Here is a 22,968-nt window from a genome sequence, read left to right as displayed (position 1 = left end):
AATGATGCTTTGCGTTTTCTCGGACGTTAATTTGCCAACTAGATCCTAATAATTATTTTACCTAATATATGGTTAATTTACATAATGCTTGTTGTAGCTTCATAATTCCCTTTTAAAATGAAGGTAATTACAGGAGGGGGAGAGGGGAAAATGCAAAAGAGTCTGAAGAACATTGGTATATGTATGATGAGTGCGGCCTTTATTTTGCAGGCTGCTTCTATGAGTGCCTCGGCAGCACATGAAAGTCGTTTAAGTTCACCTATTTATGAGAAGGACATTGTGAATATCGCACATCGGGGGGCTTCTGGTTATGCTCCTGAGCATACGATACCTGCCTATCAATTGGGAGAACGAATGAAGGGTGATTACATAGAAATCGATCTTCAGTTGACAAAGGATGGAAGATTGATAGCGATGCATGATGAAAGGGTGGATCGTACAACGGATGGTACAGGCCTTGTAAAAGATTTAACGCTAACACAAATCAAAAAACTGGATGCTGGTTCATGGTTCAATGAAACATACCCGCAAATGGCAAAACAGAAATATGAAGGGTTGGCAGTCCCCACCCTTGAAGAAGTTTTTAAGGAATTCGGCAAACAAGCCAATTACTATATTGAAACAAAGTCCCCGGAAGTATATCCTGGCATGGAAGAAGAACTGCTGAAGGTTTTGAAAGATTATAAAATGGTAGATTCAAAGGGGCGTACCAAAAACGTCCTCATCCAATCGTTCAGTAGGGAAAGCCTTTTGAAGGTTCATGACCTGAATCCACAGTTACCGCTTGTACAACTTTTTTCTTATAAAAATCAAGCATCCATCTCTGACGAAGAACTGGAATCCATTAAACAATATGCCATTGGAATTGGCCCGAACTTCAATAAGGTGGACAAACAATATGTGAAGATGGTACGAAACCATGACCTTCAATTCCACCCATATACAGTCAATGAAAGAGCTGATATGAAAAAAGCATTGGAATGGGGGGCAACAGGGGTGTTTACGAATTATCCGGATTTGTTTAATGAGGTCCTAAGAGAGCATGAACATAATCATCGCCTTAACTAGAAGAATGAATAAGCTATACTGGGCGATTACTGGTTAAGCTGCTTAATTATTGGGAAGATTAAGAAGAAAAGGCTCACCAATCTTTGTTGGTGGGTATAGCAGGATCAATAAGGATTTTTTTAGGAGGCTGATTATGAAGGCAGTTACATTTCAAGGGGCTAAAGATATACAGGTAAAACAAGTTGAGGATCCAAAACTTCAGCAGAAGGATGATATCATCGTACGAGTGACCTCAACGGCAATTTGCGGATCCGACCTCCACATTTATCAGGGTGCTTTGCCGACGCATAAAGATTATGTCATTGGCCATGAGCCGATGGGCATCGTAGAAGAAGTGGGACCGGAAGTAACGAAGGTGAAAAAAGGGGATAGGGTAGTCCTGCCTTTCAATATTTCATGTGGGCATTGTTATTATTGTGAGCATGATATGGAAAGTCAATGCGATAATTCCAATCCCAATGAAGCGGTGGATACTGGAGGTTACTTTGGTTTTACAGAACGTTATGGAAACTATCCTGGTGGACAGGCGGAATATTTAAGGGTCCCATATGGAAACTTCATGCCTTTTGTCATCCCGGAGACTTGTGAGCTTGAAGATGAGGCGCTTCTGTTCATGTCCGATGTACTTCCGACCGCATATTGGAGTGTAGAAAATGCTGGCGTGAAAAAAGCGGATACGGTAGTGATACTTGGGTGTGGTCCGATTGGATTGATGGCGCAGAAGTTTGCTTGGATGAAAGGCGCAAAACGAGTCATTGCCATCGACAATCTTCCATATAGGCTCAATAAGGCGAAACAGATGAATAAGGTTGAAGTGTACAACTTCGATGAATATAACGATATGGGCGGCTATATTAAGGAAATCACATCAGGCGGGGCGGATGTCGTCATTGATTGTGTCGGAATGGATGGCAAGAAATCGACGATTGAGGCAATAGAGCAAAAGTTGAAGCTTCAGGGAGGGACATTAAGCGCGATTGAGATTGCGATTAAAGCTGTTCGCAAATTCGGAACGCTCCAGCTGACTGGAGTATATGGATCCAAATACAATATGTTCCCATTAGGCGATTTATTTGAAAGGAACATTAACATAAAAATGGGACAAGCACCGGTCATTCACTATATGCCAATGCTTTTTGAAAAAATTACGGCTGGAGAGTTTGACCCTACTGAAATCATATCCCATCGAGTTCCTCTCGAAAAAGCGGGAGAAGCTTATCAAATCTTTAACGATCACGAAGATGAATGCATTAAAGTCGTGTTAAAGCCGTGATGATAGTCGATATAAAAAATCCAATGCACCTACTGCATTGGATTTTTTTGTTGGAGTCACAACCGTGTCTGCACGTGCGTATATATCATTTCTGAAAAAGGAGGAATCGCTCCCGACTTCAATAGCGTGATTATCCCGATGTCATTAACGAGAAACTTAGGAGTATAAAGCATAAATAGTACCCTCAACAATTGAAATTTCTAAGGTTGAATTTTTTATAACCTGCAGTTTTGATAGATAAAATCCCATATTCGTAGAAAAAAGTGCAGTTTTGATAGATAAAACTCCAATTTTGGCCCTCAATATCAGGAGAATCGAAAAGAGCTACTGTCTAATATTTCAGATGGTTTAGGCAGTGTACTTAATTTGAATGATGAGCGGAATCCCTAAGATAGGAAGCAAAATTACCTTTAAGGAGTTTCGTTTATGACATACGAAGAAATTTTAAGGATAAGTTTATCTTTTTTTAAGAATTTATTTAGAGGGAGTTTATAATTGGTCACTATCATAATAGAAGTAGCAACTAAGTTCATAGGGAGCCAAATAATCGGATTTTATAAGATCCATGCAATATCATTACCGAATTACTATTTAGTTATTAGGACATCCTAAAATACACCACAATAAGAGATGAGGAGACGATAAAAATGAACAAAAATGCAAAAGCAATAACATCAATAATGCTAGGATTTACATTATTTTTAACAGGCTGCAACACTAACGCGCAAGAAAAACCAAGTGATCAAAAGCAAGAACAAGAGGATAAGAAGGAAGATAAGTTAACCAAAGGTCAGGAAATGGCTAACATTCTTAGTAAAACAAATTGGCAGGGTACAAAAGTGTATGACAAAGATAAAAATGACTTAACAAAAGAAAATGCAAACTTCATTGGCCTTGCGAAATATGATGGGAAGACAGGAAGATATGAATTTTTTGATGCGAAGACAGGTGAAAGTCGTGGCGATAAAGGAACATTCTTTATCACGAATGATGGGAAGAAGAGAATATTAATTTCTGAATCAATGAATTATCAAGCTGTTGTTGACATGAAAGAAATAAACAAAGATGTTTTCACTTATAAAAGAATGGGGAAAGATGCTAATGGCAACGAAGTAGAGGTATTCGTTGAACATGTTCCATATAAAGAAAAAGAGCTCTCTTTCACTGATCCGGACAAGAAGTTGGACGCTACTACAGGGGATATTGTTAAAGACGTTGATGGAGATAAGATCTTAGGCAGTACCCTTTGGCACGGAACAAAGGTATTAGATGAAGACGGTAATGATGTAACCAAGTCCAATTCGAATTTTATAAGCTTGGCAAAATTTAATGACAAGAATAATAAATATGAATTTTTCAATGCTGAAACAGGCGAAAGCCGCGGTGATTATGGCTACTTCGCTATTGTACACGAAAATAAAATAAGAGCTCATGTTTCAATTGGAAATAATAAATATGGTGCCGCTCTTGAGCTTACCGAACTGAATAAAAATAAATTCACGTATAAAAGAATGGGTAAAGACAATGATGGCAAGGAAATAACTGTATTCGTTGAACATGAACCTTATAAAGGTGATCTTAAACCAAAATTCACTAAATGAAGGACTAGCATCTAGTCAGAAAGGGAATGGATTTATCCGTTCCCTTTTTGTTTTCGTTTAAGAAGAAGCACCATTTTCTGTAGTGTTTTAGCAATGCCATCGTTAATGTCCTATAATTACATTAATTATCTTTTAATTAAAGGAATATCGGAAACTATTTAAGGTTGATTGTAGAGTAAAGCGAGCGTTGTAGGGGAAATCAACCACAATGCATTACTTCGTGAATAGCAAATAAATATGCGAAACAACTTAATTAAAACATTAATGGAGGTTTTGAAATGGATAAATTCATGGAACGAGCAGTTGAACTAGCGGTAGAAAATGTTCGTGAAGGTGGTCAACCTTTTGGTGCAGTACTTGTGAAGGATAACAAGTTTGTAGCTGAAGGTGTCAATGAGCTGCACAAAACTTATGATATTAGCGGTCATGCGGAATTACTGGCTATCCGGCGTGCGCAAGAGCAATTACAAACGAATGATCTCTCAGGTCATACAATGTATGCAAGTGGTGAGCCTTGTCCGATGTGTTTAACGGCCATGTACTTTGCTGGTATAGAAAAGGTTTTTTATTGTGCTTCAGTTGAGAACGCAGTAGAGGTGGGTTTAGGGAAATCCAAAAGTATTTATGAGGATTTGCAAAAGACAAAAGCTGATCGCTCACTTTCGATGATACAAATGCCATTAACTGAAGGGCAAAACAATCCAATGAAGCTTTGGAAGGAGAGAAAGTAGTCTCTGGATACTGTTGGTTGATGATTAAGGAAACAAATCTATAGTAACGATAACAGTCCAATTTCTCCGTTTTAATGCTGAGAAATTGGACTTTTTATATTTCCATATAGCAAAATAGGTCCTTCAGAGCATTTGTCATCCAGGAGTTTATCAACTTGAAGATGAGACGCTCCTGCTCATATCCTACCGTATGCTGGGGTAAAAGAGGGCTACAGCCTAGTGAGCAACTGGTGATGTAGGGACATAGAAGCAAAAAAACTCAGGATATACTTTAGGTAGCTTCCAGTCAAGTGATCTTGAATAAGTGTTTTGAAAAGGAATTAAAGTATTTATATTATATAATGATAGTGATAAAAGGAGGGCGTTCAGATGGTACGGAGTTTTGCAGAGGAGCTTTCTGAAAGGGTAGAGGAAATGTATCCGTCCTTTCATGTTCAATTGACGATGGAGATCGTAGATAAGAGATTGGGACCTGTTAAGGCGGAAGCAGAGATTGCCATCCAGCCTGTTAAGTCAAAGGAACACATAGAGATATTGGTGGAAGAACTAGTATCGGAGCATATTTTTGCCGATGAAAATGGCAGTATTTATGGAAGTTTTGGCATTGATCAAAGCATCGAAATCTATGATGAAGTACTCGCTACCATTCCGTTCGGAAAGTTAATCGAAAATGAAACTTGGCAAGAAACAATTGATGCTTCCATCTCGGAGGATAATCTAAAAACAAGGCTGGAAAAAGCTTTAAATGATTATCAATTCAGTGATTTAAGCGGGAAGTATAAATTCAGGAAAAGATGTACGATAGCAGAACTTCATTCCATAAGATAACCGAAAATAGAGAAGGCAAAATGCTTTCTCTTTTTTCATTTAACATCGGTTTGCTTCGGCAACTAAAAAACAAAAGATAAAAAGGAGAACATATGAAAATTGGTTTAGTACGGCATTTTAAGGTAGCACAGGAATTCCCAACCGGGAAATCCGTGACTGCGGATGACATGAGTCAATGGTTTCTTGATTATGATGCAGCGGATATAATTCTTGGAACGACTTTGATAGGTAAGGAGGAATGGCAGGCATGCTATTGCAGCGATATGTCGAGAGCGGTCAAGACAGCGGAACATATCTATCCTGGCACGGTTCAGCTTATGGAAGAACTGCGGGAAATCCCTTCTCCCCCTCTACAAGGGAGGCTGAAGCTTCCGTTCATCCTTTGGGCCATCTGGATCCGCTGCTGCTCTGTCATGAACAAGCAAACAAGAGCGGAAATTAAGCATGCAAAGCGGAGGATTAACAAAGTATTGGACGAAATCCTTGCAAAGGGGGAAAGGGACGTCCTGATCGTAAGTCATGCCGCACTGATGGTCTATATGAGGAAAGAGCTGATGAGACGCGGTTTCGGCGGTCCCCGATTCAAGATTGCCAGCAATGGAAGGCTGTATGTTTTTGAAAGTTTTAAATGATAGAAGGGATTCCTAGAGCAGTGAAGAGTTCAAGAAAGGGGCAGTCATTTTCCGAATAGTTATTCTTTTTCGGATGATTGTGGTTTATTATTGTAATAGTGTGATTTTTATGAACTTCAATAATGGGGAAGAGGGTGTGCATTTTGGTGAAGGCAGTTTTTTTTGACTTGGATGATACATTGCTTTGGGATCAGAAAAGCGTGAAAGAGGCTTTTGTAGCCACATGTGAAGTGGCTAGGGAAAAATATGGCTTAAATGTCGATGAATTCGAGGAAGCGGTTCGGAAGGAAGCGCGTGAGCTCTATTCTGCTTATGATACATATGCATTTACGCAAATGATCGGGATCAACCCTTTTGAAGGACTATGGGGGGATTTTAACGATGATCATGATGAATTCCGGAAGATGGCGGGAATTGTACCGACTTATCGGAATGAAGCTTGGACGAGAGGCTTGAAAGCATTAGGAATCGATGATCCTAAATTTGGCCTGGAATTGGCGGAACGTTTTCCTGCAGAAAGGCGTAAAAAACCGTTCATCTACGAGGAATCCTTCCGAGTGTTGGATCAATTAAAAGGGAAATACAAGTTGCTATTGCTGACGAATGGTTCTCCAGAGCTACAGAATACGAAACTTGATATTACACCTGAACTCGTTCCATATTTCGATCAAATCGTCATCTCAGGTGCGTTTGGACGTGGTAAACCGGATGCCTCCATCTTTGAGCATGCTTTGAAAATCATGGGGCTGGATAAAGATGAGGTATTGATGGTCGGAGATAATTTAATGACGGATATTCTAGGGGCCTCAAGAGTGGGGATAAAGTCCGTCTGGATAAACCGCGAGGATAAGGAACGGAATGAGGTGCTTCCAACCTATGAAATCAAGCATTTGCAGGAGCTTTTCCCGATTCTTGAGAGCTTGGGGAATTAATCTGCCGTCCTTCTCCAAATAACAAATTTTGGAGGTTCTTGATGAAAATATTAGGTCTTTCAAATTATTTACAGAATGTTTTGGGTGAGATATAGTAACCCTTGTAATTAATTACATTATTCAGACTAGGGGTGTCCAATAAACGTTGGGCTGAGAGAGAAGCGCGTAAAGCTTCTTAACCCTCAGGACCTGATCTGGTTCATACCAGCGTGGGGAAGTTAGAATCTACTAAACAATGACATTTCAATGGGTCATTTCTGTAGTCATACTAACGTTAGCCGGGTCTTAAATATGAGATCTGGCTTTTTCGTGCGAAATGGATTGGATTTTGTCCTTTTTAAATGAACGTAAAAAGGAGAAGTGAAATCATGAAGAGTCATTCAGTAAATGACATGAACGTTTCAATTATGTCCAGTTTTGCCGGGAGTAAAAAAGTGTATATTGAGGGATCTAGACCTGATATTCAAGTACCTATGCGTGAAATTAAGCTAAGTCCGACTACAGGGACATTCGGCGAAGAGGAGAATCCACCTTTACGAGTATATGACACAAGCGGTTTTTATACGGATTCAGAATATCCGATTGATATTCATAAAGGCCTTACGCCGATTAGACGAAGCTGGGTTCTGGAACGGAAAGATGTTGAAGAGTATGAAGGACGTGAAATAAAGCCCGAAGATAACGGGTATAAAAAAGTGGAGTCACAATCCAATGCCGATATTTTTCCGGGATTGAAAAGAAAACCTTTACGTGCAGTGAACGGGCAAAACGTAACCCAACTCCATTATGCGCGTAAAGGGATGATTACTCCTGAGATGGAGTTCATCTCGATCAGGGAAAATGTGACCCCAGAGTTTGTAAGAGAAGAGGTAGCCAGCGGGAGGGCAATCATTCCCGCAAATATTAACCATCCTGAAAGTGAACCTATGATCATCGGACGTAAATTTCATGTGAAAATAAATGCGAATATTGGGAACTCCGCTGTAAGTTCATCAATCGAAGCTGAAGTGGAGAAAATGACCTGGGCTACAAGATGGGGTGCAGACAACATCATGGATCTTTCCACCGGAAAGAATATTCACACAACGCGGGAATGGATTATCAGGAATTCACCTGTGCCGGTAGGGACGGTTCCGATCTATCAAGCGTTGGAAAAAGTGAATGGAGTGGCGGAAGACTTAAATTGGGAAGTTTTCCGGGATACATTAATCGAGCAGGCTGAACAAGGTGTCGATTACTTCACCATACATGCTGGAGTGCTTTTGCGATATATCCCATTAACGGCAAAGCGGGTTACGGGAATCGTTTCCCGAGGGGGATCGATCATGGCACAATGGTGCTTGGCCCACCACCAAGAAAGCTTCCTTTATACTCACTTTGAAGAGATTTGTGAAATTATGAAGGCGTATGATGTCTCATTCTCATTAGGTGATGGTCTCCGTCCTGGTTCGATTGCAGATGCAAACGATGAGGCGCAATTTGCAGAATTGGAAACACTGGGAGAACTGACGAAGATTGCTTGGATGCACGATGTTCAAGTCATGGTGGAGGGACCCGGTCATGTACCGATGCACTTGATTAAGGAAAATATGGATAAACAGCTGGAAGTCTGTCAAGAAGCACCGTTCTATACCCTGGGACCACTGACTACGGATATAGCTCCTGGGTACGATCATATTACTTCTGCGATCGGTGCTGCCATGATTGGATGGTTTGGAACTGCGATGCTTTGTTATGTGACACCGAAAGAGCATCTTGGACTTCCGAATAAAGAGGATGTTCGAGTAGGGGTCATTACTTATAAAATTGCTGCACACGCAGCTGACCTTGCCAAGGGTCATCAACATGCTCAAAAACGAGACGATGCCCTTTCAAAGGCTAGATTCGAATTTCGTTGGAGAGATCAATTCAATCTTTCCCTCGATCCTGAAAGGGCAATTGAATATCATGATGAAACACTTCCTGCTGAAGGTGCCAAAACAGCCCATTTCTGTTCCATGTGCGGTCCAAAATTCTGCAGTATGAGAATCTCGCAGGATATCCGTGATTTGGCGAAGGAAAAGGGTCTTGGCTTTGAGTCGGTAATCAATGAAGGGCTAAAAGAAAAAGCGAATCAATTCAGGGAAACGGATGGAAAAATCTATCAATGATTCCGGCGAGAGGGAGAATTCGATGAATCGGGTAATCCAAATAAAAGTTGAAATGAAGCAGTTGGAAACTCAATTGGAACAGCTGAAAAAAGAGCTGAACATTTTTCGGGATAATTGTAATCATGAATTTGTACAAAATGATTATAGTCAACAATGCACAAAGTGCCACTTAACCGAAAGTTTGCAATGGTAGTGATATCTTGACTGCTTTTTGTTTTTTTCCTTCGCCACTTAAGAGATACAAGTTTATATAAATCAAGATGAAAATGATGAACGAGCTATATCTTGACGAGGGAAAAAAGCTGCTGATATCCAAACGAATTCAGCTATAAGCAAATAAAGAAGGGTAGGACTAAAGTTGTCCTATCCCTTCTTTGTTACTGCTTCATCTGGTTTAGTTCCTGGACACATTCCTGGACGAGGGTCACTGCCTGACTCATGGTCGCGCCTCCGCCGAATGCCGCTGTCACACCAATGGCTTCAAGGATTTCCTGCTCCGAACAGCCTTGATCCAGACAGCCTTTAGTATGATAGATGATGCAATATTCGTCTTGTGAGTACAGACTGATTCCCAGTGCGATAAGCTGTTTTTCCTTCTTGGTTAATAGACCTTCCTTAAAGCACTCTTCCGTAAACGAATTGAATTTTTCGGCGAGGTCGGGCATTTTCTCCGTAAAAACACCAATTCCAGCCTTATAATCATGAAGTGCATTTTCAGTAGAATTCCTTGCTTCAAATTCCATTTTCCATTCAGCTCCATCCTAAATTTCTTTCATCAAAAATTAGTATGAGCTAAATCAAGGCTGATTAATCAAGAAACACTGGAGTTTATTATTGAGCTAGATGGCAAGAGATCCCCTCGGGCGGGCGGCTTTGAACCATTGATAACAAAGGAGGCAGATAAGCACAACGTCAACGGCATCTCCTGCATAGAACATTAGCATTCCGCCACTCTCTGCCTGTGCCTTCATGACTCCGCTCGGTGGATGGGCATATATGTATTTGGAAAGGATATCATGTCCTGCCAATGAAAAGGCAAAAACGATAATCCGGAACTTGAAGCTGAGCGGGTGTGGCGCCGGATCTATGTAAATCATCGAGGCAGAAAATAGATACCCTGCAGCGAACACATGAAAATGAACCAATGCGTGTAGAATGATATTGTGATGCATCGCCCCATACAGTCCAGTTGTATAGAGGATCCATAGCCCGCCAATATTGAGAATCGAGGCAAAGATGGGATTGGTTAAAGTCCGCAATGGCCGGCTTTTCAACAATCTAGATAGGCGGCGTGCCGATTGGACATCCAGCGTTCTAAGAGCAAGGGTGATGGGGGCAGCAAGTACCAATAGAATGGGCGCAATCATTCCAAGCAATAAATGGCCGACCATGTGTGCCGTAAAGTCCATATGAGCCCGATCGGCCAAGGGGCCGATTAGTGCGGAGGCAGCGCTCATGACGCCAAGAATCCAAAACAACGTGCGGGATACCGGCCATTTATTATATTTGCGCCCTGAATATGCGGCAGCTCCTATATATATCAAGATAACAAGAGCGAATGATACCAATAAAAACGGTTCAAAGCTAGCTCCACTATCATGAAGATGACCTTTACTGTGCATGACGGTTGTCTGCTTTCACATTAAGTGAGCTGCGGCGTGTTTGAATGACCAAGACAATACCGATCAAAATCATCACAGTGGCAGCAATGTTCCAAACCAAGTCATAGGGGCGAATATCGACATCATAACGAATTTGGTGGAGACGCATGAGCTTGTGCTGGATGATGCCATCATATAACTGAAAGGAACCTGCCCCAAGCAATACGCCCCCAGCCCACCTTTTTGGCCATAATCCTTTTCGTCGGCGAAGATCGGCAAACAGAAACAGTGACCCGACCGTTGCGAACCAGCTAAGAGCATGAAATAAACCATCCGAGACAAGCCCGATATTGGTTGTGGATTTGTCATAGAAATGATGCCAATGTAACAGCTGATGGAAGATGGCTTCATCGATGAAGGCAACCAGTCCGATGCCGAATAGAAAACCGGACCATAAATTGCGAGCTGAATAAGCATACCGTATTTCGGCTATGGAATGATCACTTCGATTCCTCGGTTTAAACTCCATTTGTATCCTCCTTTAATGTAATTTTTTGTTTTATATTAATTTCCTGAATATGGTTCTTTTACTTTACCCTGTTTTGTAAGTTATAGACAGGTAAATATACCTTTTATACGTCATTATTTATTGAGCCGTTTAGATCAGGACTTCATGGCTCAACCAAGTTAGGACCTGACCGGACCGAATCATTTGCGTATGGATATATTTTGGAGTAGCATAGTTTCCAACTTCAAGACAAAAAATTTAATAGGTAGAAAGCCAGTTAATTATAAAGGAGTGGGTTAGATGAAAGCTGTAGTGGTAAAAAAACCGGGCGGTGCAGAGCAATTATTGTTTCAGGATTTTTCTAAGCCTAAACTTGAAAACGGAGAAATCTTAATTAAGGTGAACGCCTCTGCAATCAATAGGACCGATATTGTTTCACGGGAAGGGAAATCAGGATACATGGCCAATCCAATATTAGGGATTGAGGTATCTGGAGAAGTAGTGGAAAAAGGAGCGGGGGCAAACATAGATTTAGGGACAAGGGTAATGGGTCTTGTAAATGGCGGCGGGTATGCAGAATATGCTGTGATGCCTGCAGACAGGGCGATGAAAATACCGGATAACCTGACATTTGAAGAGGCGGCAGCTATTCCGGAAGTATTCTTGACCGCGTACCAAACTTTATTTTGGTTAGGCGAATTAACGGATGAAGATACCGTCTTAATTCATGCAGGCGGAAGCGGTGTCGGCACAGCAGCCATCCAATTGGCTAAGAAATTGACAAAAGCAAAAATCATCACCACTGCCGGCTCAAAGGAAAAATTGGATTTCTGTCGTGCACTGGGGGCCGATATTTGCATCAACTATAAAGAACAATCTTTCGAGGAGGAAGTACTGAAAGCCACCAATAATCTAGGAGCGGATGTTATTCTGGATTTCATAGGTGCTTCTTACTGGGAGAAAAATCTTAAAAGCATAAAAACCGATGGACGATGGGTATTGATCGGCATCCTTGGTGGAACTGTTGTAGAACATGTGAATCTGATGGAACTTCTCTTAAAAAGGGTGCAATTGAAAGGCACTTTATTGACTCCCCGAAGTGATGCGTATAAAAAAGAGCTGACGGAGGAGTTCGTCTCAAAAGTGATGCCGTTGTTCCTCGAAAATGAAGTGAGGGCAATCGTGGATCGCGTCTTCCCTTTTGCGGACATTCAAAAGGCCCATGAACATATGGAGGCCAATAGGAACGTAGGTAAAATCATCTTGAAGGTAAATGAATGATCCTTGCAAATGCGTTTTTAGGAACGCCCGTTTTCATTTATTGCAGAAAGAATGAAATGAGGCCAAAGCTAATAAATATGTACAAAGTCAGGAACTATCTAGCGATGCTGACTTAAGGGAGGAATCAGCATGAATGATCTGAATGCATTATTCAGGAAAAGAATAGGCATCAAGGAAGGGGAAAAACTGACGTTTGAAGGATTGGATGATATTCTTGAAAGGATAGCGAAAACAATTCCTTTCGAAAACTTGGCAATTATCTCCTCCAATATCAATGACATCAACAAAGACAATATCATTAATAAAGTGCTTGTAAGAAATGAAGGGGGAGTATGTTATGAATTGAATGCGGCCCTTTATTTTTTCTTGGCTGATAATGATTTTGAAGTGACCTTGTTCCGGGGTGTCATTTACAATCAAGGCTGGACGACAATCGGGAGAACACATGTCGCCATTCTCTTGGATCATGAGGGCCAAACGTATTTAGTCGATACGGGATTTGGAGGGAATTTGCCCTTAAAACCAGTTCCATTGAATGGGGAAACCGTCATTTCCCCAAATGGTGAATTCAGGATAAAAAAGGAAAACACCGAACATGGAAATTATATTCTTGAGTTAAAGCTGAAATATAAAGATCCTGATTGGAAAATAGGCTATGCTTTTGATTCTACCAATCCAGTTGGAAATGTAGCGGAACTGAATGAGGTTCAAACGATCATCAGCGAAGATCCCCAATCGCCATTTAACAAGCATCGATTAATTACGCGCCTGACAAACAGGGGGAACATCACTTTAACCGAGACATCCTTTACACAATGGGTCGATGGGAAAGTGACGAGAGAAGAAATAGATGGTAAGCGATTCAATGAGTTGATGAAACAACATTTCGATAAGTAGCAGAAATAACTGAATGATCAACCGTGCCGACTAAAAGACTGTCGACAACCCTTGCCGGTCTTTTAGTGGGTGCATTCAATAATGGGAACCGGTAGCTTCCTTTTAATATGAATAATGCTAATTTGAAACTTACAAGATGATGGTGAAACAGCAGAGCTAATGCTGATAAAAAAAGATAGATTGATAAAATGAAAGGGGGAAAGAGCATGGAAAGAAACAATCGTTTAGTATTTTCCCGGTCCAACACGACCATGAAACGAAAATTCGATGAAGCAATATCGATTCTGGAATATAGTGTCATGCTGGTGGAACTGTTTGAATTGGAAGAATTCAATAACGTAATCGCCGGTCAGCTAAGACTGATGTTAGGTGAAACGAAACATACAAGAATAAAGAGGGAAAAAGTCACCATAGATCAATCCTTAATAAAGAAAATCAATCCTAACCCGAAATTGTACCCTGTGAAAGATTGCATTCAAATAGGCGTTGACGGTCTTGCGCAACTTCCTGAAGAATTCTTCGACTATACTGAACAGAGAATTGACCTAGTTGCGTGGAGAAACCAAGTCATCTTCAAAAACAGAATGGAAGGAAAACTTCATGAAATGACCATCATCGACTTCATTAAGGAAACGGCTGATAAAATCGGTGGGGCTCAAGTGGATTCAAGGCTTCCATATAAATCTTTGATAGCGGAAGAGCATACCAAAATTTTATTGATGGCCATAACGAAGGGTTTATTCAAGTCCATCGGCAGGGATTATTCACAGCACTCATCAATGAATCTTTCGAGCATCAGAGAGAAGATAGAGCAAACGAAAGCCATTGAATAGGGGAAATATTGGGACAAAAAAAGGTTCCCAAGATATGCGACCAAGCTTAGTAAAATCATTTAGCCTGTTTTTACATTACATAAGCAGTGGTAGGTTAACGGAACGAATAATCGAAAAAAATAATTTCCTGTTCTGAGTGAATAGAAAATAATGCTATTACTTGGTTAGCCAAAAAAGCAAGATGACGTTTAAGCAAAAAAGACGATTTTTCTATTGTAAAATAGGAAATTCGTCTTTTTTTCATATGGATTTTAAGAGAACAAGGTCTGGGCACAATCATAAAAGGGAAAAACTAAACGCATAACAGGCATGCCTGGCTTCATTTTTTCACACGAGTGCACTCCATAATTTTTGCATATTTAATTGGTACGATTGATGTAAATACGTAAGGAGGTTTTAATATGCTGAATGCAAAAACAAAAATGCCAAACGTTTTAGCTTTATTAGCAGCGCTGCTCTTAGTCCTTGGCGCATGTTCCAACAGCGAAAATAAAGACAAGGAACATAAAGGAGAAGGCGAACATAGTGAAATGGACATGAATCATTCTGGCTCAGAAGATGTTCCTGAAGAATTGAAAGCTGCAGAAAATCCAACCTATGAAGTTGGAAGTCAAGTGATTATCGAATCCGCTCATATGGAAAGCATGAAGGGGGCAGAAGCAACAATAGTGGGTGCTTATGATACGACGGCTTACTCTATTTCGTATACACCTACAACCGGAGGGGAAAAAGTCGAAAATCATAAATGGATCATTCAAGAAGAGATAAAAGATGCAGGCGAGAAACCGTATGAATCGGGAGCTGAGGTTATCATAAATGCGTCACATATGAAAGGGATGAATGGTGCGGTAGCTCATATCGAAACGGCAGAAAATACGACAGTGTACATGGTTGATTTCACGCCGACTTCTGGAGGAGAGAAAGTGAAGAATCATAAATGGGTAACGGAAAGTGAATTATCAGCTGTTGAATAATTGGCACCAGCTTAACCGCATTTCCCGCAGGAGTCTCGCGCCTTCCGTTCCATTCCACTATGCGTGAAAACGTAGAATTACTTATAATCACAGTTTTGGTGCATGGATATTGACTGTTTCATTGCACTGCAGGCGGGGCTCGCTTATCCAGAGGAGGTCCGTGATCAGAAGCCTGCGATACGCGCATTTCTCGTAGGAGAATCGCTATTTCCATTTAATCCACTTTAATTTCGATGCTAAGCCTTAACTCGCGAGTAAAAGTGTCAAACTCGCGAGTAAAGTGGTTAAATTCGCGAGTAACGTGCATGTAGCGGCGAGAAACGACCCCAATTGCGTGTGAAAAGCGCGAAGTTTACGAGAAACGGCCTCAAATTTCATGCAAAACCCGAACTCGCGAGTAAAATGGCTAAATTCATGAGTAACTGTACCTTAGACCGTTTCATTGCACTGCAGGGACTCGCTTATCCGGGGTCCGTTAGTCTCCTTGACTTGCGCCTGCGGGGTCACACGTAGACGCACATTTCTAAGCAGGAGTGCGCTCCTTCCATTCCACTGGTACTTGCTTTAGGAGTTTCCCACTTTCAATTCTTTTAATAAAATTCTGGGAATTCATCAATGGTGTATGGATGGTTACTTTTAATATCTGGTAATATAGAATTATCAGTTTTTTTAAAAATTATGGATGTGGTGGTGAGGGCATGGGAACGGGGTTAGTGATAAGGCCTTTCATGGAAAAGGATATTGCAGCGCTGAACGATTATTGTTTACCTATGGAGCAAGCAATTTATACTTCGCTGCCTTTGAAAGTCATTGAAGACTTCAGGAGGGATAAGCATAATCTTCCGATGATGATAGTATTTAACGCTGATTTAGTAGGCTGTTTAGCGCTATATACCGATAAGGCAGGAAATCAATATACACATAATGAGAACGCCATTCTACTTAAATCATTCTCCTTGGATTCACGTCATCAAAAAATGGGGTTAGCTTTTAAAGCTTTAAAAGTCTTGCCTGATATGATTAAACGAAATCATCCTGATAAAGATGAGGTAATTCTGACCGTGCATCATACGAACATTCCAGCGATCAATTTATATAAAAAGGCTGGATTCGTTGATAAGGGATACAGATTTAAAGGGCAAGACGGGGAAGAGTTAGTTTTCCATTTAGCTTTAGGTTAAGGAAACTTTAGATAGTATCCGGTATATAGGTGTGAGGATCCAAGCGTGACACCAATAACCGCCGGAAAAATTAAGGTGCATCATCTTGAGAAGTGGAGTGTGTGAGCAAATGAAACACTTCGGGGAGAGTATGATAACGCTTAGAAAAAATAAGAGAAAGAGCGAGTTAGGTAAGCTACAACTGGTTAAAAGCTTGTGGCAAATCAAATCAGAATTCATCGAATCAACAAGTAATAATGCCTAGGTCAACTTTACTTGTTGGGTTGACACTATAAGTGTCGATGATATAATTTGTTATAGGAATGTTAGTATGGATGGAAGGTAGGCTTATTATAATGAAACCACTTCAGCACGAAAGTGTAATTCCTCTTTATCACCAATTAATGGAGAGGCTGAAAGGTTCCATTGAAAAAGGGAAATGGACGCATGGCGACAAAATCCCATCTGAAAATCAATTAATGGACCAATTCGGTGTGAGCCGAAACACAGCAAAAAAAGCAATCGAAGAGCTAGTACAGGAAGGCATCCTTTACCGAATCCAAGGAAAAGGTACCTTTGTGGCAAAACCAAAATTGCAACAGTCATTGATGGGGTTTTACAGCTTTAGCAAGGTATTAAAAGAAAAAGGAATGAATCCTAAAGATATCATTCTAAAAATAGAGGAAGTTAAATCAACGGCAAAAATTAGGGAAGCGCTGCTGCTTGAAGAAGATGATAATGTCATTGAAATGAAACGCCTTCGTTGTGCCGACGATGAACCGTATATTCTGGAGTCATCTTTCATCCCGAAAAGCGTGATTTCAGATGCGGAGCAACTTAAAAAAGTTGGCGAAATTTCATTATATGATTTATTTTCACAACAATTTAATATTATAGTAACCAGAGCAAAAGAGGCATTTGAACCTGTGCTCATTCGTGCTGAAGAAAGTGAGTATCTTCAAACGGAAGAAGGTCGTCCAGCGCTGTTGCTTGAACGAACAGCCTATGATATCAGTGGAATGCCTGTTGAATTTTGCATATCCATTGTACGAGGCGATCGTTGCCGCTTTTACACGGAACTAACATAAAGTTTGAATCACTCATGGCAATGTGTCTATGAGTTTTTTTATTTCAACTCTTGCTAAACAACTGCTATCATGGAAAAAAAAAATCATTGTGTATTTTTTTTATATTTAAGTTGTTGGGTTGACAGGTTAATGGATGGGGTGTATATTTACTTTAGTCATAATTTTCTGTCAAATAAATTCATTGTCGACAGTGTTTTTGAATTCTTTTTTTAATCTATCTTGTACCTACAACCCATTCTCTTTTAAACGAAAAAGAGTATGCTTTGGAACAGAATAAAACCACTCTTAAAACATTAAAAATATTCAAAAAGTTTTTCTTATAAAGAATAAAAATTTTTGTTATCCTTTATAAGAAAGCGCTTAACTACATAATTAAGAGGTGTTTTATTAGTGATCAGATTAAAGGATATTGCTGAACGTGTAGGTGTTTCTATTTCTACTGTTTCGAGAGTAATACAAAATGATCAGACTCGTAATGTTAACAAGGAAACAAAAGAAAAAATTTGGGAGGTTGTTAAGGAGTTAGGGTATATACCAAATCAGCATGCTCGAAATTTAGTTGCCAACAAGCAAGAGAAGAATAACATAAGAACAATGAAAATTGGATGGGTAGCCAATCCAAAACAAGCGGAAGTTAACCCTTACTTTGCAAATATTTATACAGGTATTCGTGATGTATTACTAGAAAATGATTACAACTTAATTAGTATTACCAGAGATGAACTTGAAAACGAGACGCTACTTCTTAAGATTATACATGATTCGGGGATAGAAGGACTGCTTCTTATCGATAAGATTAATGACAGCATTATCGAATATATTCAACAAAATATACCTATAGTAGGTTTGGACTTTTATTATACGGATAAAAATATAGCGATTGTCGACTACAATCGCGAGGAAGCCATTAAAATGGTGGTTCAGTACTTAATTAGTCAAGGTCACCAGGAAATAGGTTTTATTGGTGGAGGTGTTAATCAATCTTTTGAAGATTTGTATGCTGAACATCGTTTTAAAGGTTTTCAATATGCCATGGAAGAAGCCGGGCTTGCCATCCAATCTGAATGGGTAATCAATACACAGTGGAAAATGGAAAATAGCTTTGAGAAAATGAAAAGTTTGCTTAAAAGAAAACCATTACATGTCCCAACAGCAATGGTTTGTGCGAGTGACTTGATGGCCATCCCTGCGATGAGAGCTGTCAGAGAAAATAAACTTAGAATTCCAGAGGATATCGCCTTCTTTGGAGTTGATAATATTGAAATGGGTAAATATTCGTCGCCACAGCTTTCGACGGTAGAAATTCCTAAATATGAAATGGGAAGAATAGCAGCTAAAACTATCATGGAAATGGTAGAAGCGAAGATTAAGCTTCCGATGAAGATCATATTGCCATTTGAATTAGTCCTTCGGGAATCATCTAATATAAAACGAACCTAAGCGGTTCTTTTTTTAAAAATTGTTGGAAAACGTTTGGAGTAAAATAGGAAAACGGAGGCTAGGTGGGTAAAACATGAAACAAATGACAGCAATTATTATCGGAGCAGGTGACAGAGGGGTAAGAGCATATGCACCATATGCCCTGGATTATCCTAATGAATTAAAAATCACAGGTGTGGCAGAGCCATATAAAGAAAGAAGAATTAAATTTCAACAAGAACATAATATTTCTAACGAAAATTGTTATGAGTCGTGGGAAGATGTTTTCAATCTAGAAAGAAAAATTGCAGATATTGCTATTATATGTACACTTGATCGCAATCACTTTAAACCGACCATGAAAGCACTGGAACTGGGCTATCATGTTCTGCTGGAAAAGCCTATGTCCCCGGATCCAATGGAATGCATAGCGATGGAACAAGCAGCCCAAAAGTATAATCGACATCTTACAATATGTCATGTATTGAGGTATACAGAATTTTGGGCAACGATTAAAAAGGTTATTTCCTCAGGGGAAATTGGTGAGGTAGTATCGCTGCAATTAAATGAAAATGTAGAAGTCATGCATATGTCGCATAGCTTTGTACGTGGTAATTGGAATAATAAAGAAAGAACAAGTCCGATGATTTTGCAAAAGTCATGTCATGATATGGATATTATTTCATTTGTGATAGGCAAGGAATGTAAACGAGTTAGTTCATATGGTTCGCTTATGCATTTTAAGGAAGACAATGCACCAACTGGCGCGCCGAACAGATGTTTAGATGGCTGTCCTGCTGAACATGAATGTCCATATCATGCTGGAAGGTATTATCTTGGTGAAGGAAAAGGATGGGCAAGGAAATTTACAGAAGATTATACGAATGAGGGAATCATAAAAGCATTGAATGAAACTCCATATGGAAAATGCGTATATCGCTCAGATAATAATGTAGTGGATCATCAAGTTGTAAATATGGAATTCGAGGATGGAGCAACAGCGACGTTTAGTATGTGCGGATTTACAAGGGAGCAAACACGTATTGTTCAAATAATGGGAACAAAAGGAGAAATACGTGGAAATATGGAGGAAAATAGTATTTCGATCTTTAATTTTCTCACTAAGCATGAAACGGTAATAAAATTTGATATTCCCATTGGTGGACATGGTGGTGGAGATAAAAGCATCATTAGGACATTCTTGAGAGAAATTCAATACGGAAATGAACAAGATAGTGTTTCTTCCGCCCTTGCTTCCGTAAGAAGTCACCTAATGGCATTTGCTGCTGAAGAGTCAAGGTTAAAACAGGGACAATCCATTAATATTGATGAATATTATAACCGTTTAAAAGAAAAACCTAGAGGTTAGTAGTTTCACTATATTAAAAGAAAAGTACCATCCCACATTTTCCAAAGAGTCAAAATAAAGAAAGTTTGTTCACCTTCTGGTTTAATTTCGCGAGACGATTTTTATTTAGTAGAGGCGGTAAGCCCTAAACAAATCAGCATTTGTCCGTATTTCTTCTTTATGTAATAGTGAAAGTTTTAATGGATGAATTAAATGTAAGGGCTATCATAAAGGCTTTGTCATAGCACCATTCATGTTTTAGGAGTATTTTGTTAGAAATCTACTAAAATTCAGAAAGAAGGTAACATGATGAAAAAATGGCTACTACTGCTTTTAACCGTAATTCTAGGATTAATAGGATTAGCCGGATGTAGTAATGATGACACCGCTTCAGGGGACGGAAAGGTTGAAATTACTTATGGATTTTGGGATAAGAAGCAAGTCGCCGCAATAGATGAAGTTATCAAATTATTCAACGAGAAATATCCGGACATTAAAGTGAAAACGGAGATTACTCCTTATGGCCAGTACTTTCAAAAACTCGAAACTGCTGCAACTGGCGCTGCGTTACCCGATGTTATGTGGATGAATGGTGCCCATGTTCAACAATATGCTGAGGGAAAGGTAATCCTTCCACTTACTGACCTTGCAAAAAAAGATAACTATAGCTTAGATAATTACCCGAAATCTTTAACTGATCTTTATACTGTTAAAGGAGAAATATTTGGTATTCCAAAAGACTTTGATACAACAGGCTTATGGTATAACAAAAAAATCTTTGATGAAGCAGGTGTGCCATATCCAGATGACAGTTGGGATTGGAATAAATTAAAGGAAGTCGCGAAAAAGCTGACAGATAAAGATAAAGACATTTGGGGCTTTGCTGCCACTATGGGCAATCAAGGTGGTTATTATGACCTCATTTGGCAAAATGGCGGTTATATTATTTCTGACGATGGCAAGTCCGCAGGATTTGATCAACCGGAGGCCATCGAGGCATTAAACTATAATATTAGTTTCATTAAAGAAGGATTATCACCAACGCAAGCTCAAATGACTGAAACGGCCGTTTCTGAATTATTTTCTTCAGGAAAAGTAGCGATGATGTTTGATGGTCCTTGGATGGTACAAGAGTACAAGAATAATCCTGATATAAATGTTGCTGTAGTACCAAAAGGAAAACAGCGCGCGGTTTCTATTCATGGGCTAGCCAATGTAATTGCGGCTAACACAAAGCATAAAGATGCTGCATGGAAATTTGTCCAGTTCCTAGGTTCTAAAGAAGCGGCAGAGATATTTGCGAAAACAGGGACGGTTATACCAGCTTATAATGATACACAAGATGCTTGGGTACAAGCCGTTCCAACTATAAATCTTCAAGCCTTTATTGATGGTGTCGATTATTCTGTTCCACTGCCTAATGAGAAAAGAACAGGAGAAATTTGGCAGTATGAAACGGACGTACTCAAAAAGGTTTGGAGTGAAGAAGAAAGTATAGAAGACGGTGTAAAAGAGTTAACAGAGAAGGCAAATGAGGCACTATCCAAGAAATAGAAAAAAAGAAGAAGAGAAGATGATTCTTCTCTTCTTTCCTTAAAAGGAGTGAATACATTGAAGGAACATCCTCTCCAGATAAAAATGAATACGAATACAAAACTTAAGGTTTCTAACTTAACGAAGACAAGAAAAAGTTCAGACTTCTTTTGGGCTTATCTTATGATTGCTCCTACCATGTTAGGTTTATTCATTTTTTACCTTTGGCCTATCTTTCAGACCTTTTACTTTAGTTTTACCGAATGGGGAGCATTTGGTCAATTCGAGTGGACGGGATTAGATAACTATAAGAGGATGCTCGAGGATACTAATCTGTTAAAATCGTTTAAAAATACGGGGATTTATATTATTTTTACTGTCCCAATTGGGATTATCTTATCTATTCTAATAGCGGTACTCCTTAACCAAAAAATTAAAGGGAAATCCGTTTATCGCACATTATATTTCCTACCCGTAATTACTATGCCTGCTGCCATCGCAATGGTGTGGAAATGGCTTTATAATTCCGATTACGGACTGCTGAACTATATTTTATCTCTATTTGGAATCAAGGGTCCACAGTGGGTAAGTGATCCGAAAATTGCCTTATATTCAATTATTGTGGTAGCTATCTGGAGTGGGATTGGTTATAACATGGTCATTTTCCTTTCCGGACTACAAGGAATTCCGAAGTCTTATTATGAAGCAGCGGAAATCGATGGTGCAGGTCCAATCAGTGTGTTCTTTAAAATTACGCTGCCACTGCTCTCCCCTGTCATTTTCTTTGTAAGCATCACTTCTCTAATAGGAGCTTTTCAGGTGTTTGATTTAATTTTCATGATGATTGGAAAAAGTAGTACAGCCTTGGAAAGTACTCAATCGGTTGTTTATTTATTCTATCAGCACGCTTTCGTTTTAAACGATAAAGGGTATGCAGCAGCAATCGCTGTTCTATTATTAGTAGTCATCCTGATTATCACTGCAATCCAAATGGTCTTACAGAAAAAATGGGTTCACTATGACTAAAGGGGGTAGAGGCATTGGAAAAAACGAGACAGCTTGTGAAAAGTAAAACATTCCTTATCCATTTCGTTCTTATTGTGGGATCTGT

21 protein-coding genes and 1 riboswitch are annotated in these 22,968 nt (G+C 39.6%); of the genes, 18 read left to right on the top strand and 3 right to left on the bottom strand.

All coding sequences use genetic code 11. The annotated features are described in order from the left end of the window. Positions 1-150: 150 nt before the first annotated feature. The 8 genes from ASU00_RS18210 to thiC all read left to right on the top strand — a co-directional run bounded on the left by ASU00_RS18210 (position 151) and on the right by thiC (position 9,215). Positions 151-1,068: a glycerophosphodiester phosphodiesterase gene (locus tag ASU00_RS18210; RefSeq protein ID WP_057914909.1), complete on the top strand. Its 918-nt coding sequence runs from the start codon at positions 151-153 to the stop codon at positions 1,066-1,068. Positions 1,069-1,201: 133 nt separating this feature from the next. Next, on the top strand, positions 1,202-2,341 hold the full coding sequence (locus ASU00_RS18205) for a zinc-dependent alcohol dehydrogenase (RefSeq protein ID WP_057914908.1): 1,140 nt from the start codon (positions 1,202-1,204) through the stop codon (positions 2,339-2,341). A gap of 647 nt (positions 2,342-2,988) precedes the next feature. Then, the gene (locus tag ASU00_RS18200; protein WP_057914907.1) at positions 2,989-3,942 is read left to right on the top strand and encodes a DUF4822 domain-containing protein; all 954 of its coding nucleotides are present in this window, start codon (positions 2,989-2,991) and stop codon (positions 3,940-3,942) included. A 278-nt stretch (positions 3,943-4,220) separates the two neighbouring features. Beyond that, the gene (locus ASU00_RS18195; protein WP_057914906.1) at positions 4,221-4,673 is read left to right on the top strand and encodes a nucleoside deaminase; all 453 of its coding nucleotides are present in this window, start codon (positions 4,221-4,223) and stop codon (positions 4,671-4,673) included. A 369-nt stretch (positions 4,674-5,042) separates the two neighbouring features. Then, on the top strand, positions 5,043-5,501 hold the full coding sequence (locus ASU00_RS18190; RefSeq protein WP_057914905.1) for a hypothetical protein: 459 nt from the start codon (positions 5,043-5,045) through the stop codon (positions 5,499-5,501). Between the two features lie 92 nt (positions 5,502-5,593). Further along, positions 5,594-6,133: a histidine phosphatase family protein gene (locus ASU00_RS18185; protein WP_057914904.1), complete on the top strand. Its 540-nt coding sequence runs from the start codon at positions 5,594-5,596 to the stop codon at positions 6,131-6,133. A 143-nt stretch (positions 6,134-6,276) separates the two neighbouring features. Continuing rightward, a complete protein-coding gene (locus ASU00_RS18180) occupies positions 6,277-7,065 on the top strand; it encodes an HAD family hydrolase (RefSeq protein WP_057914903.1) in 789 nt (262 codons plus the stop codon). A 117-nt stretch (positions 7,066-7,182) separates the two neighbouring features. After that, a riboswitch (TPP riboswitch) is annotated at positions 7,183-7,298 on the top strand. A gap of 135 nt (positions 7,299-7,433) precedes the next feature. Further along, a complete protein-coding gene (gene thiC, locus ASU00_RS18175; RefSeq protein WP_057914902.1) occupies positions 7,434-9,215 on the top strand; it encodes a phosphomethylpyrimidine synthase ThiC in 1,782 nt (593 codons plus the stop codon). A 377-nt stretch (positions 9,216-9,592) separates the two neighbouring features. Here the strand turns inward: thiC and ASU00_RS18165 are convergent, their stop codons facing one another. From ASU00_RS18165 to ASU00_RS18155, 3 genes are all read right to left on the bottom strand, one after another. Next, on the bottom strand, positions 9,593-9,958 hold the full coding sequence (locus ASU00_RS18165; protein ID WP_057914900.1) for a carboxymuconolactone decarboxylase family protein: 366 nt from the start codon (positions 9,956-9,958) through the stop codon (positions 9,593-9,595). A gap of 96 nt (positions 9,959-10,054) precedes the next feature. Further along, positions 10,055-10,837, bottom strand: a complete 783-nt coding sequence (locus tag ASU00_RS18160; RefSeq protein ID WP_057914899.1) for a cytochrome c oxidase assembly protein — start codon at positions 10,835-10,837, stop codon at positions 10,055-10,057. Continuing rightward, positions 10,827-11,345, bottom strand: a complete 519-nt coding sequence (locus tag ASU00_RS18155) for a DUF2243 domain-containing protein (RefSeq protein WP_082630437.1) — start codon at positions 11,343-11,345, stop codon at positions 10,827-10,829. The genes ASU00_RS18160 and ASU00_RS18155 overlap by 11 nt, the downstream gene beginning before the upstream one ends. A gap of 279 nt (positions 11,346-11,624) precedes the next feature. On the opposite strand from ASU00_RS18155, the gene ASU00_RS18150 reads away from it, so the two are divergent. The 10 genes from ASU00_RS18150 to ASU00_RS18105 all read left to right on the top strand — a co-directional run bounded on the left by ASU00_RS18150 (position 11,625) and on the right by ASU00_RS18105 (position 22,883). Then, complete coding sequence (locus ASU00_RS18150; RefSeq protein WP_057914898.1) at positions 11,625-12,605, top strand: NAD(P)H-quinone oxidoreductase; 981 nt, start codon at positions 11,625-11,627, stop codon at positions 12,603-12,605. Between the two features lie 129 nt (positions 12,606-12,734). Next, positions 12,735-13,502, top strand: a complete 768-nt coding sequence (locus ASU00_RS18145) for an arylamine N-acetyltransferase family protein (RefSeq protein WP_057914897.1) — start codon at positions 12,735-12,737, stop codon at positions 13,500-13,502. A gap of 206 nt (positions 13,503-13,708) precedes the next feature. Further along, positions 13,709-14,335, top strand: a complete 627-nt coding sequence (locus tag ASU00_RS18140) for a hypothetical protein (protein WP_057914896.1) — start codon at positions 13,709-13,711, stop codon at positions 14,333-14,335. Between the two features lie 401 nt (positions 14,336-14,736). Then, a complete protein-coding gene (locus ASU00_RS18135; protein ID WP_152983790.1) occupies positions 14,737-15,309 on the top strand; it encodes a YdhK family protein in 573 nt (190 codons plus the stop codon). 698 nt (positions 15,310-16,007) lie between these two features. Then, complete coding sequence (locus tag ASU00_RS18130) at positions 16,008-16,490, top strand: GNAT family N-acetyltransferase (protein WP_057914895.1); 483 nt, start codon at positions 16,008-16,010, stop codon at positions 16,488-16,490. A gap of 335 nt (positions 16,491-16,825) precedes the next feature. Next, positions 16,826-17,557 (top strand): GntR family transcriptional regulator, encoded by a 732-nt coding sequence (locus tag ASU00_RS18125; RefSeq protein ID WP_057914919.1) that lies wholly within the window; start codon positions 16,826-16,828, stop codon positions 17,555-17,557. Between the two features lie 390 nt (positions 17,558-17,947). Further along, entirely contained in the window at positions 17,948-18,997 is a 1,050-nt protein-coding gene (locus ASU00_RS18120) for a LacI family DNA-binding transcriptional regulator (protein WP_057914894.1), read from the top strand. 73 nt (positions 18,998-19,070) lie between these two features. Beyond that, complete coding sequence (locus tag ASU00_RS18115) at positions 19,071-20,345, top strand: Gfo/Idh/MocA family protein (RefSeq protein WP_057914893.1); 1,275 nt, start codon at positions 19,071-19,073, stop codon at positions 20,343-20,345. Positions 20,346-20,633: 288 nt separating this feature from the next. Continuing rightward, on the top strand, positions 20,634-21,878 hold the full coding sequence (locus tag ASU00_RS18110) for an ABC transporter substrate-binding protein (RefSeq protein WP_057914892.1): 1,245 nt from the start codon (positions 20,634-20,636) through the stop codon (positions 21,876-21,878). Positions 21,879-21,962: 84 nt separating this feature from the next. After that, on the top strand, positions 21,963-22,883 hold the full coding sequence (locus ASU00_RS18105) for a carbohydrate ABC transporter permease (RefSeq protein WP_057914918.1): 921 nt from the start codon (positions 21,963-21,965) through the stop codon (positions 22,881-22,883). The last annotated feature ends 85 nt before the right edge of the window (positions 22,884-22,968 follow it).

Origin of the sequence: Peribacillus muralis (assembly GCF_001439925.1) — a bacterium.
Lineage (GTDB): Bacteria > Bacillota > Bacilli > Bacillales > DSM-1321 > Peribacillus > Peribacillus muralis.
The sequence above is the reverse complement of the archived record's forward strand: the minus strand, read 5'-3'. Positions and strand labels throughout refer to the sequence as shown.

Coding starts and splice junctions, on each gene's coding strand:
- ASU00_RS18155 (WP_082630437.1), bottom strand. CDS start 11,345: ATGGAGTTTAAACCGAGGAATCGAAGTGATCATTCCATAGCCGAAATA.
- thiC (WP_057914902.1), top strand. CDS start 7,434: ATGAAGAGTCATTCAGTAAATGACATGAACGTTTCAATTATGTCCAGT.
- ASU00_RS18125 (WP_057914919.1), top strand. CDS start 16,826: ATGAAACCACTTCAGCACGAAAGTGTAATTCCTCTTTATCACCAATTA.
- ASU00_RS18165 (WP_057914900.1), bottom strand. CDS start 9,958: ATGGAATTTGAAGCAAGGAATTCTACTGAAAATGCACTTCATGATTAT.
- ASU00_RS18130 (WP_057914895.1), top strand. CDS start 16,008: ATGGGAACGGGGTTAGTGATAAGGCCTTTCATGGAAAAGGATATTGCA.
- ASU00_RS18190 (WP_057914905.1), top strand. CDS start 5,043: ATGGTACGGAGTTTTGCAGAGGAGCTTTCTGAAAGGGTAGAGGAAATG.
- ASU00_RS18135 (WP_152983790.1), top strand. CDS start 14,737: ATGCTGAATGCAAAAACAAAAATGCCAAACGTTTTAGCTTTATTAGCA.
- ASU00_RS18150 (WP_057914898.1), top strand. CDS start 11,625: ATGAAAGCTGTAGTGGTAAAAAAACCGGGCGGTGCAGAGCAATTATTG.
- ASU00_RS18105 (WP_057914918.1), top strand. CDS start 21,963: ATGAATACGAATACAAAACTTAAGGTTTCTAACTTAACGAAGACAAGA.
- ASU00_RS18160 (WP_057914899.1), bottom strand. CDS start 10,837: ATGCACAGTAAAGGTCATCTTCATGATAGTGGAGCTAGCTTTGAACCG.
- ASU00_RS18205 (WP_057914908.1), top strand. CDS start 1,202: ATGAAGGCAGTTACATTTCAAGGGGCTAAAGATATACAGGTAAAACAA.
- ASU00_RS18185 (WP_057914904.1), top strand. CDS start 5,594: ATGAAAATTGGTTTAGTACGGCATTTTAAGGTAGCACAGGAATTCCCA.
- ASU00_RS18195 (WP_057914906.1), top strand. CDS start 4,221: ATGGATAAATTCATGGAACGAGCAGTTGAACTAGCGGTAGAAAATGTT.
- ASU00_RS18200 (WP_057914907.1), top strand. CDS start 2,989: ATGAACAAAAATGCAAAAGCAATAACATCAATAATGCTAGGATTTACA.
- ASU00_RS18140 (WP_057914896.1), top strand. CDS start 13,709: ATGGAAAGAAACAATCGTTTAGTATTTTCCCGGTCCAACACGACCATG.
- ASU00_RS18145 (WP_057914897.1), top strand. CDS start 12,735: ATGAATGATCTGAATGCATTATTCAGGAAAAGAATAGGCATCAAGGAA.
- ASU00_RS18115 (WP_057914893.1), top strand. CDS start 19,071: ATGAAACAAATGACAGCAATTATTATCGGAGCAGGTGACAGAGGGGTA.
- ASU00_RS18110 (WP_057914892.1), top strand. CDS start 20,634: ATGAAAAAATGGCTACTACTGCTTTTAACCGTAATTCTAGGATTAATA.
- ASU00_RS18210 (WP_057914909.1), top strand. CDS start 151: ATGCAAAAGAGTCTGAAGAACATTGGTATATGTATGATGAGTGCGGCC.